The organism is Moorena sp. SIO3I6 (genome assembly GCF_010672095.1).
In genome coordinates this window covers 33,438-44,826 of the sequence record NZ_JAAHHU010000010.1, presented here as the reverse complement: position 1 = coordinate 44,826, position 11,389 = coordinate 33,438, and the positions used below count along the sequence as shown (strand labels likewise).

The 11,389-nt window shown below is 43.7% G+C and carries 9 protein-coding genes and 1 pseudogene; 7 read left to right on the top strand and 3 right to left on the bottom strand.

The features are described 5' to 3' along the window. Positions 1-78: 78 nt before the first annotated feature. The 6 genes and pseudogenes from F6K49_RS06045 to ileS all read left to right on the top strand — a co-directional run bounded on the left by F6K49_RS06045 (position 79) and on the right by ileS (position 6,909). Positions 79-234, top strand: a complete 156-nt coding sequence (locus tag F6K49_RS06045; RefSeq protein WP_293095021.1) for a hypothetical protein — start codon at positions 79-81, stop codon at positions 232-234. A gap of 566 nt (positions 235-800) precedes the next feature. Then, a complete protein-coding gene (locus F6K49_RS06040; RefSeq protein ID WP_293055542.1) occupies positions 801-2,105 on the top strand; it encodes an MFS transporter in 1,305 nt (434 codons plus the stop codon). 88 nt (positions 2,106-2,193) lie between these two features. Then, positions 2,194-2,463: an SDR family NAD(P)-dependent oxidoreductase gene (locus F6K49_RS06035; RefSeq protein WP_293095018.1), complete on the top strand. Its 270-nt coding sequence runs from the start codon at positions 2,194-2,196 to the stop codon at positions 2,461-2,463. Next, positions 2,460-2,798: pseudogene (locus F6K49_RS06030) on the top strand (ABC transporter permease); the annotation flags it as partial. The gene F6K49_RS06035 and the pseudogene F6K49_RS06030, both read left to right, overlap by 4 nt. Before the next feature lie 158 nt (positions 2,799-2,956). Next, positions 2,957-3,706: a Ycf66 family protein gene (locus F6K49_RS06025; protein WP_293019160.1), complete on the top strand. Its 750-nt coding sequence runs from the start codon at positions 2,957-2,959 to the stop codon at positions 3,704-3,706. Positions 3,707-4,029: 323 nt separating this feature from the next. Beyond that, positions 4,030-6,909 carry an isoleucine--tRNA ligase gene (ileS, locus tag F6K49_RS06020; protein ID WP_293095015.1) on the top strand — a complete coding sequence of 960 codons (2,880 nt, stop codon included), beginning with the start codon at positions 4,030-4,032 and terminating at the stop codon, positions 6,907-6,909. Between the two features lie 107 nt (positions 6,910-7,016). On the opposite strand, the gene F6K49_RS06015 is transcribed toward ileS, so the two are convergent. Further along, on the bottom strand, positions 7,017-7,934 hold the full coding sequence (locus F6K49_RS06015) for a ParA family protein (RefSeq protein ID WP_293040884.1): 918 nt from the start codon (positions 7,932-7,934) through the stop codon (positions 7,017-7,019). 81 nt (positions 7,935-8,015) lie between these two features. On the opposite strand from F6K49_RS06015, the gene F6K49_RS06010 reads away from it, so the two are divergent. Next, complete coding sequence (locus F6K49_RS06010) at positions 8,016-8,174, top strand: hypothetical protein (RefSeq protein WP_293064714.1); 159 nt, start codon at positions 8,016-8,018, stop codon at positions 8,172-8,174. Positions 8,175-8,342: 168 nt separating this feature from the next. On the opposite strand, the gene F6K49_RS06005 is transcribed toward F6K49_RS06010, so the two are convergent. Both F6K49_RS06005 and F6K49_RS06000 read right to left on the bottom strand, forming a co-directional pair. Continuing rightward, positions 8,343-10,064, bottom strand: coding sequence for a vanadium-dependent haloperoxidase (locus tag F6K49_RS06005; protein ID WP_293040888.1), 1,722 nt, complete (start codon positions 10,062-10,064; stop codon positions 8,343-8,345). Between the two features lie 1,138 nt (positions 10,065-11,202). After that, the coding region (locus tag F6K49_RS06000) for a 2Fe-2S iron-sulfur cluster-binding protein (protein WP_293095012.1) at positions 11,203-11,389 on the bottom strand (187 nt) is incomplete at its 5' end.

Below are 11,389 nucleotides of genomic sequence, written 5' to 3'. Positions count from 1 at the left end.
TTGATTGTTAATAGTTAAAATTGAGAAATGTAGATTTTTAAATAACTTAATTAAGTTAGATGCGTTTACCCTGGTTTTATGACCGTCTCTCTAGCCCGTAAAGAAAGCGGCTTGCAGCCTCAGTATGGACTATTTTTTAAGTCTCCGCAGCTTCCCAATGGTGAACCTGATCATGATCTCTTCAACCAAGCTGCTTATTTTGAAGCTTGGGTCTGTCAAGATGCAAACCAATAAACCTCTCCGGAAATTATCCCTCTTCTGTCAGACTCCGAAAAATGGGGGTCAAACCCTAATTCTCTCGTTAGGTGTCGTTGGCTGTAATGACGCAATTTCGTCAGAATTTCGGAAAGTGACAGAAGACGGATAAGTTTTCACCTAGACATGATATAGCAATCCTAAATAGATTTTAACTCACATCTTGCACCATCTAAATAGAATTGCTATAAAGGTTTAAGATTCTTTTTCATAGCGCTTTTCATTTGGATGGACACAATTATTCAGTCTGATAGGAGTGTAAGCGAAACAGATTAGAGCTACCCATTTGAAAACCGCTATCAGAGAGGTCTAATAATCTTGGCTCTTCCGTACTTGTTATGCTAAATCAACACTTTGGCAAAGGGAGCTGAGGCCGTGGGCCACGCTACGCGAACGGAGCAGGGAGAAGAGGCAGTATTCAGAAAACTTTATTATTTAAATAGCCTCATAACCCTGACACAGTAAGCTTTATGAGTTTTGTTAACTGGAAATTTAGCATAGCAGTTACTGAAGAACCATAATCTTTAACGGAACAAATTTCCATTATGGCTGTTCAAGAACCATCTCAAGTTTCAGGAGATCATCAAATTAGTCACAGTAACGCTCTAAATATTGATTCATACCCTGGTACTTCAAGTCAGACTATACTTGAACATAACGATCCGAAATCTCGCCTCAAAATCAGTCTTTTACTTCTAGGATTTCTGCTGATTGGTCTATATGAGTCTAGTATCAGTGTCTTAATTCTAAATCTACAAATTTATTATCAGGTTGACAAAGCAACCGTCGCCTTCCTCCTTCTAGGAGGAACACTCGGTCATTTCATTGCGGCATTAACTATTGGCTTCATTGAAAATTGGCTTGGACGCTTATCACTTTTACTTATTGGTATCAATTCATTTGTTATTGCCACATTAGCTTGTAGCTTATGCCCACCATTTAAAATTTTTATTCTATTACCTATTCTCATTGGTTTTGGTTTGGCAATTATAGAAACTTGGTTTAATGCTTACCTGGTCATGCAGCCAAACAGTAAGATTTGGCTTAATTATTTACATGCACTCTGGGGAGTTGGAGCCTTGTTAGGTCCAATAATTGCCGCTAGCATCATTGCCAGCAATCAGGGTTGGTATAATATTTATCGATTATGGGCATTACTGGGGTTTCTGTTGGCGATCGCATTATATTTGGCATTTTCAGATCAAGCTGATACAACGTTAAACTATGATGACTCGCAAGGGTCACAACCCAGTGTTTTGCAGGCTGCTCTAACGTCCCCTATTATCTGGTTCACCAGTGGATTTGTTATTTTCTGTGTTGGAACAGAACATAGCCTAGGGGATTGGGCTTACAGTTTTCTGTGTAGTATTCAGCATGAATCTCACTTCATGGCTAGCTTAAGCATCAGTACTTATTGGTTAGGCATGACTCTTGCCCGTTTAGGCATTAGTATTTTATTTCGCTGGTTTGAGATTAATCAATTACTCTATCTTTGCATGTTCAGCATCTTGATTAATATGATGCTGATCTGGTTTTGGCCATCGGTCATCATGTCTACAGTCGGCCTAGGGATTGCTGGTCTAAGCTTGGGACCGTTGTATCCCACAATACTTGCTGTTGTAGCTAAACAAATACAACCAAGGCTTGTTATAAGTGCGATCGCAATCATAAGTGGGCTTGGTAAGTTAGGAACTTCAATTGTGCCGTGGCTAATGGGACTGATTGCCCAAAAATTCAGTCTATGGTCGCTATTCCCTTACATCATGCTGTTAGCAATGATTATGGTTATACTTTGGACAGCGATGAATTTTCTGTATTATCGGCCTGAACAAATTTCGATTAATGGCTAAGGTTGTAGTACCAGAAGTAAAGACTAATCAGTGCACTAATTGCGACTAAAACCCCATTCCATCACCTCCGTTGTTTAGGGATAACACTATGCACATCAGCCCAGAACTAATAGACCTAAAGCAAATTAAGCCAACCTTTGGATGTTTGAAAGACAAAGTCGTAGTCGTTACCGGGTCAACCCAAGGTTTAGGTGCTGCGATCGCCCGTCAAGTGGCTTGTTCGGGTGCAGCAGGAGTAGTTATTTGTGGCCGCCAACAGGATTGCGGCAAAGCAGTTGCTGATGATATTCAAAACGAATTTAATGTGAAAACCTGTTTCCAGCGAACGGATTTAAGGCAAGTTGAGGACTGTGGGTAAACTTGAAGCAAACTCTCAAGGCTGATTATGTAGAAGCGGCCAGAGCTAGAGGTATTCACGAAAGGCGCATTGTTTTTGCCCATGCTCTGAAAAATGCCATGATTCCTGTGATTACAGTGCTAGGGTTGACCTTAGCTGCTTTGTTAGGTGGAGCAGTGTTGACAGAGGTGACGTTCTCTTGGCCAGGGTTAGGGAATCGGTTGTATGAAGCAATTTCTGGGCGGGATTACCCCACGGTGCAAGGGATTATGGTATTCTTCGCCACTATTGTGGTAATCGCAAGTATTGCCATTGATATTGTTAATGCTTTGATTGACCCCCGTATTCGGTACTAATCGCAATTATTTAACCTAGCAGTACTCAAATCCCACACTATACTGGGTACAGTGAGTGTGGTGAAGCTTACATGAGTGATTCAGTGATAGATAATTTGTATATGAGGCAACATTTTGCTTCATGATGAGTAAAGAAGCACGTAAGGAGTACTCCGAAAATGCTGGCATACCTCTTGGCGTTGGTTATTGCTCTTGGTAGCTTAGTCTTTTACCTAGCTGCCTTCTTTTTACCAGAGGTGCATCGTAAATATGACTTTATCTGGAGTGGAGTGGGATTATTCTACGCTCTAGTGTTATGGATTTGTGCTGGACGCATTACTGGCGGCGTCTTAATCGGTCAAATAGCGGGTGTATCGTTGGTAGGCTGGTTGGGTTGGCAAACCTTGACCTTGCGACGAGCCTTGATACCGACCGACCAACAAACCCCTATCCCAAGTCAAGCTGAATTTATCACCAAGATTCAAGAAATACTGCCACTTGAGTCATTAAAAGGGCTACTAGCTAAAGTAACTGGCTTTTTTGGCAATCTTTTGGGCAAACGCCAAGACTCAGGCCGAACTCCTGCTGTACCGGCAGATACCACCATGGCGTCGCCCACCCAGGAAACTAATCCTAAAACTGCCCAACCAAGCCCTGCAGCGGATCAAGCAACTACGGTACCATCCACTACCCAAGAAGCGGTTTTAGAAACAGATGACACTAAAACCTCAGATTCCGCTGAAACGACTCCCCCTAAGACAGAAACCCCCCAACCAGTAGCAGTGGCTAAGGAAGACTCACCCCCCCCACAGCCAGAGTCAAGTCAGGAGCCAGACCAGAAACCAGAAGCGATCGCACCAGAAGCAAAAGCACCAGAAGCGATCGCACCAGAAGCAAAAGCACCACCACCTCCTAATCCCAAGGTATAAAAAAAGTCGAGCGCAACACAAAAGCCGTCACCAGCCCCAACTCCGAAAAAACCGATTGCTAAAAAATCCAACAATCCTTCCAAGGAAAGTTGAAGGTTGGGGAGATTGTTGCTCATAATAATAAGAGATATATATAGACATATATCCTTTGTTGACATCCTTTGTTAACATCCTTTGTTGACCGTTGATTGTTTAATATTGCTGTAAGGTTGAATCTAACTACTCAGCAATACACAGTCAGCGGTCAGCAGGTTAAAGTGGGTTAGATGGCTCTAATCAACTCTTAATAAACGGCTCTACTAGTATAATTTCGCCTTGAAACTGTGACAGCATCCAAAAGCTATAAAGATACGGTCAATCTGCCCAAAACTGAGTTTAATATGCGGGCAAACGCTATCAAGCGAGAACCAGAACTCCAACAGTTTTGGGCAGAGCAAACTATTTATGAGCGCCTGTCACAAACTAATCCTGGCGAGATTTTCGTGTTGCATGATGGCCCCCCCTACGCCAACGGCTCTCTGCACATGGGTCACGCCATGAATAAAGTCCTCAAGGACATCATTAATAAATACCAACTGCTGCAAGGTCGCAAAGTTCGCTATGTCCCTGGTTGGGACTGTCATGGCTTGCCTATTGAGCTGAAAGTCTTGCAAGCCATGAAGCTAGAGGAGCGTCAACAGCTGACTCCGATAAAACTGCGCCGGAAAGCCAAGAAATTTGCCCTGAAAACAGTAGAGCAGCAAAGCAAAGGTTTCCAGCGCTATGGAGTATGGGGAGACTGGGAAAATCCTTACCTGACTTTAAACCCACAGTACGAAGCGGCTCAAATTGGGGTATTTGGTCAGATGGTATTGAAGGGCTACATCTACAGAGGTCTCAAGCCAGTTCACTGGAGTCCCAGTTCTAAAACAGCCCTAGCGGAAGCGGAGTTAGAATATCCGGAAGGTCATACCTCCCCAAGTATCTATGCTGCTTTCCCAATGACTAAGGCAGCGCCAGGGATAAAGGAGATCTTAGACCCATTTTTGCCAAATCTAGGTGTGGCGATCTGGACGACGACTCCGTGGACAATCCCTGGAAATTTGGCAGTAGCCGTTAATCCAGAACTGACCTATGCGGTAGTGGAAGGGGGTTCCCAAACTAACCAATCCCAATTCTTATTAGTAGCAGCGGATTTGGTAGAAAAACTATCAGCTACTCTGGAAACTCCACTTACGGTCAAAACGACTGTTAAGGGTGAGGCGTTGGAAAATTGTACTTACCAGCATCCCCTATTTGAGCGGGAAAGCAACATTGTGATTGGTGGGGATTACATCACCACTGAATCGGGTACAGGTTTAGTCCACACGGCTCCTGGTCATGGTCAAGAAGACTATGGTGTGGGTCAGCGTTATGGCTTACCTATCCTTTCGCCAGTAGATGCAGATGGGAAGTTTACGGCAGAAGCGGGACAGTTTGCTGGGTTGAATGTGCTCAAGGATGGCAATCCAGCCATCATTGAGGCACTGAACACAGCTAGATCATTGCTGAAAGAGGTACCGTATGTTCATAAATATCCTTACGATTGGCGCACTAAAAAGCCAACTATCTTTAGAGCCACAGAACAATGGTTTGCTTCAGTAGAGGGATTCCGGGATGAAGCAATAAATGCGATCGCATCCGTAAAATGGATCCCTGCCCAAGGACAAAACCGGATTACCCCGATGGTGGCGGATCGTTCCGATTGGTGCATTTCCCGCCAACGGAGCTGGGGTGTACCAATTCCGGTATTCTACGACGAAGAAACTAACGAACCCTTGCTCAATGAAGAAACCATTGCTTATGTCCAAGGCATTATTGCTGAGAAAGGTTCCGATGCCTGGTGGGAACTATCCGTAGAGGAATTGTTACCAGAATCCTATCGTAGTAATGGTAAGACCTACCGCAAGGGTAACGATACCATGGATGTCTGGTTTGACTCCGGTTCCTCTTGGGCAGCTGTGGCCGAGCAACGGGAAGAATTACGCTATCCCGTGGATATTTACTTGGAAGGCTCAGACCAACACCGGGGTTGGTTCCAGTCCAGCTTACTCACCAGTGTAGCCAGCAATGGCTATGCCCCCTACAAAACTGTTTTAACCCACGGCTTTGTTCTAGATGACCAAGGGCGCAAGATGAGTAAGTCTTTGGGGAATATCTTGGAACCAGCTATAATCATCGAGGGTGGTAAAAACCAGAAAAAAGAACCCCCCTACGGAGCTGATGTGCTGCGATTGTGGGTATCTTCTGTAGACTATTCCTCAGATGTTCCAATATCTCAGAGTATTCTCAAGCAACTAGCCGATGTCTATCGCAAAATTCGCAATACATCCCGTTTCCTGCTAGGCAACCTTCATGACTTTGACCCAGCGAAGCATAGGGTGCCTGTTCAGGAGTTACCGGAATTAGACCGCTACATGCTACACCGGATCACAGAGGTATTTGAAGATGTAACTGATGCCTTTGAGAGTTATCAATTCTTCCGGTTCTTCCAGAGCGTGCAGAACTTCTGTGTAGTAGACCTGTCTAACTTCTATCTGGATATTGCTAAGGATCGACTCTATATCAGTGCTCGCAACTCACCACGGCGGCGCAGTTGTCAGACAGTGCTACAAATAGCACTAGAAAATTTAGCTAAAGCGATCGCACCTGTACTCTGTCATATGGCAGAGGATATCTGGCAATACCTACCTTATCAGAAATCCCATGAATCCGTATTTGAGTCAGGTTGGGTCAAATTAGATGAGCAATGGAAAAATCCTGAACTAGCAGCGTCCTGGTCAACCTTGCGCACCATCCGCACAGAAGTCAATAAAGTACTTGAACAAGCCAGAGCGGAAAAGATGATTGGTTCATCTCTAGATGCTAAGGTCTTGCTTTATGTTAAAGATCAACAATTAAAGCAGCGCCTGGAAGCCATGAATCCTTCCGATAGCCTGAGTGGAAATCAAGTGGATGAATTGCGCTATCTGCTCTTAGCCTCTCAAGTAGAATTAGTAGATTCCCTAGAAGCTATACAAACAGCAGCCTATAGGGCTGAATCAGAAACTATAGCGCTAGGGGTAGTCAATGCAGAAGGCTTAAAATGCGATCGCTGTTGGAACTACGGTTCTAAAGTAGGTACAATTGCTGAGCATCCTACCATCTGCGAACGCTGTAATGCTGCCTTAGCTGGTAACTTCTGAGGTGACTTGTGAACTAACTTGTAAGTTATTGGTGATTTAAAGATTGCTAAGGACGGTTAGCACTATTAGCCAGATCAGGGATTGGAGATTCAACACTAATCCCTGATTTATTCATCCCTGATTTGTTCGGTAGTTTTAATTGCCCCAAGCTTAACCAAAAATTCTTCTGTCAACTTGAAGAACGCTTTAGAGCCAGCAGAATTAGGATGAGCGATAACTACAGGACTAAAACTATCCACGGCTTTAGCAACATTAACATCCATGGGAATGCGAATTTGAAAAATTTGGTTGCTATCGAAATCGTTATCAACTCGCCTCATCACTTGCTTATAGTACCTACCCATTAGTCCTCCGCCTGACAAAATAAAGATAATCCCCAACAGCTGCAAGTTAAGAGGACTATCCTGCTGATGACTTTCTTTGAGCCTGGCAATCCGTCTTTCTAGGAGTTGAATTCCTACAATAGATAAAGGTTCTGGTCTGGCTGGTAGCAGATAGAAATCACTAGCCACAATGCCACTGCGAGTCAAAAGATTGTACCCAGGAGCGCAATCTAAAATAATAAAGTCATAGTTAGGGATAATCGGCTCTAATATCCCTTTGATTAATAGACTTTCAAAGCGGCTCCAAACCTTACTAAATTCCACCTCCCCTTCCTGAACAGATTGCTTATGGAGTAGATCAGAAACTACATATTCATCATAAAGCTCAATATCTCCTGGCAATAAATCCAATCCTTTGATATCACAATTATCAGTTTGAATAATATCCTCAATTGTTAAGCGACTGCGATAGCTAGGTTTAGTGACTTTGTCGATTAATCGACTTAATGTCCGCCTCCCTTTTCTAGCTTTAGCAAATGCTTGGGGCTGCATTAAGCTCAAGGTTCCACTAATTTGGGTATCTAAATCGACCACCAAAACCCGCTTATTATGATTTTTGGCTAAGCAAGTCGCCAAATTGACGGTGAGGGTGGTTTTGCCCACACCACCTTTCATATTGACTGTACTAATGACTAATCCCATTTATGAACGTGATCTTGCCATGACACTATTTATCATCATTCAGTATTATTGGTTACTAGGCAAGAATTCTGATGGATTACTATGATTTACCCTTGGGCAGTCCGCAATCATCGGGTAAGTTGTCGAGAGTTATACTGGAATCCTCGGTTGAATCCTCAACTGATGTCATCGTTGTGTATCGTGGTGATTGTATTAGAGAATTCAGTTGCCAGAGCCAGATTTGTTTTGTATCCTAACTAAATACCCCCCAAAATTGGGGGGATTTCAGCTAGGGAAAAGGTATTTGGCGAAACCTGAACTGTTATGAAACCTTTTCCCTTTTCTTTTTTTAGGTTAATCAGAAACCAAGGGTTTCTAAACTTCCCTTGGGAAGATTTTTAGATAATGTTAGTGAGATTGATGGTGAGATTAATTTCCCCGTTTTCCTTTGAGCATGGAAGCAGCACCAAACGCACCAAATACTAACATACCCAATACAGAAGTAGGCTCGGGAACTTTCACACCACCATTGATGAAGAATAAGGTCCGGTCATAGACCTTGCCACCAACGTCTCGGCCTAACTGTCTGCCGAGTAAATCTCCATCATCGAAGTGAATGCCACCGTAGATGCGAGAAATACCAGCTTCATCAGAAGCATCGGAAAATGTCTCCCAAAATAGGGTGACTTCATCCGTAGGAGTCAAACCAGGTTCAAAACGAGAGGCACCAGGGGCAAAGGTTACTGAATTGCCGAATTCATCACTACCGGTAAATAGCTTGAAAATTTCAGCCGCAGAAGCACTGAAAGCACTATGTCCTGAGGTGAATTCCGCAAAGGGAGGGGATGGATCGGCACCAGGAGTTTGGTAGGTAATGAAATCACTGGCTAATAGCCTTACGGTTCCTAGTCCTGGTCCACCATAGGATTCGATGGCAAAGCCTCCCAAATCCTCATCGAATTCACCAATTAAGCCCAGCTCACCGAGTTCGCGAATGGCTCGGACGGGACGAGTATAGTCGTAGAAAACTTTTGCTTCCCAAGTAGCAATACCAGCATCCAAAACCGCATTCCCCAGACCAAAGTAAAGTTGGATATCTTCATCTAGGGTTTGGTCATCCCGTTCCGAGATGAATGAACCAAAACCCATCCAAGTTCCAGGAGGGTAAGGAGTGCCAGAGGGGTCTTCCCAAAACTCAGCTACTAGTTTTTGCTCATCGGTGAGATTAGCGCTAACCTCAATGAGCCGTTCAGCTTGCTCGATAAACCCAGGGTTAACAACGTCAGTATTAACCTCGCCGTCTTCGTTAACCAGACTAACCTCTGTGCCATCCTCAAGAGTGACAGTACGTTCCTCCCGATTCAGAGTACCCTCTACAAGCAGAAAAGGTTCTGGTGCTGGTGGTCTAAATTCAGACCCAGAGCTCAAGGCAAAGGGAGTAACGTTGCCCCACTGGGGAGTAAGAAACCGTTGCAGTCTGGCATCCGGGCTGTCAATTGGTACCCGCTCTGGTGTCCAGCGAGTGATATCGACGATGTTATCGGGACCGTTGACGGGCTGATAGCCAGTGGTATCGGAGTAAGGAACACCAAGTGTACCCCTCGGGTCATCCCCTAACTGGTTGGAACCATCCTGACGTCGGAACTGCAATAAGCTGTTGGCTACTGTGTTACCAACTTCGGTAGCAGTAGGGATAGAAGCAGAGTTGCTAGCAAGCGATCGCAGATCAGTCAGAAGGGCATCGAAGGAAGCAACTTCAGAAGGAAAAAGATCCGAGAGGACACTATGAGCCGCATAGCTAATCGCTAGGGACTTATTTTCCAGGGTGTTTTCAATATCAGGACGTTGCAGAGTATCCCCAAGAGTGGTACTAATCGGCGTTCCTTCATAAGCCGACCAGGCATCGTACATAGCAGTACCCAAGATGCCATAAGCCCGGGAGGCTCCTGTTGGTCCCAATGGCGGGTTATTTTCTACTGCCCTTAAGGCTTGATCCACCCAGAGATTAGCGCTGTTGTCTAGTGTTAGCTCTATGGCTTGTGCTGGTAAGCCCAGGGATAGCCCTGCGGTTGTTACTCCAATGGTTAGGAGCGAGGATAGATGCTGCCGTTTTTTCAGCCCTTGATGGTGAGCCGAAAATAAATTTTTCATATTTACACCCGTGACTGGTTGTTTTTCAAAAGACCTTTTGCAAAAGTCAATTTCTACGAGGTAACTACAGTAGTTATCACCCTGTTGTTGGCTTTTTATGCAAGAGGTCTAAAAATTGGACGGTAGATTGAAAGGTAGCCAAACGTCGTTGCCGATCGGATTGGTTACCTAGGAAAAAGCAATGATGAGATGATGTCGTCTCACCAATTTAGGAGAAAATTTAGGATAAATAGTCTCCCCAGAACACTATAGGTAACAACACGGACGTCTTGCCGTTGAATCAAGTACCAAAACAGACTAGCTACTCTGGCCATAAACTCCTTAGATCTGTTTGATTAATTAGAGTCTCTGGGAGTTATCCGTACTTGATCCATAGGTCAAAATCTGTGCCTGGAGTAAAATCCCTCATTTATCATCCGTCTATTCACTTACAATGTCAATCGTCATCCGTAAAATTATTGATAACTTTAAAAAAGTTTCACAAAAGATATCCGTATTTTCACAAGTTAGTTAACTTAAAATAATTATGATTATCAAAAAAAACTAAAATATGGTAAACGGGGGCAGAATGCCGACCATGATTAGCTCAATTACCCAGATGCTATAACCATTGATAGATAAGGTTTACAGCCTTAAGTTGGTAGCAATTATTAATCACGTTTTTCTGATTGATTAGATTTGGGCAACCTCATGGTCATGATCTTCACAAATTAGTCTAGTATTTTCACAAGAAAAATACCTGGTCATAATCAGAGCTACTGATGACTCCCAGTAGTCTTCACAAATTCTTAGGTTTAATTTACAGAACTTTTACAATCTTTATATATTAGCTATATTAATAACTCCCCCATTTTGATCCGGCTGGCGAAGCATTTCTTAACAGGATTAAAGCCTTGATATTCGGTATCATGGTCGCAAACTATTTTATAGTTGTGTAACGTAATCAACGGCAGAATCAGTGTTTTGGATGTTAACTTATATTTAGCCAACAGGATCAATTTTGGGATAATTTCAGCTAGGGAAAAGGTATTTGGCGAAATCTGAACTGTTATGAAACCTTTTCCCTTTTCTCTTTTAGCTTTATTAAGCTTAATCAGTAACAAGCTACATTGATCATTGAACCCTTGACAAGACATGTTTAGGCGCTAACCACTACTCGTCCTACAGGACGAGCCACACAAGTCAAAATCATCCCTTGCTGCCGTTCCTCGTCTTCCAGAGCGTCAGGCTGTTCATCATACTCTACCTTCCCTTCTATAAGCTTTCGCTTACAAGCACCACAGGCTCCCATGCGGCAACCGCTTGGTAATGGCACCCCTTCTTGT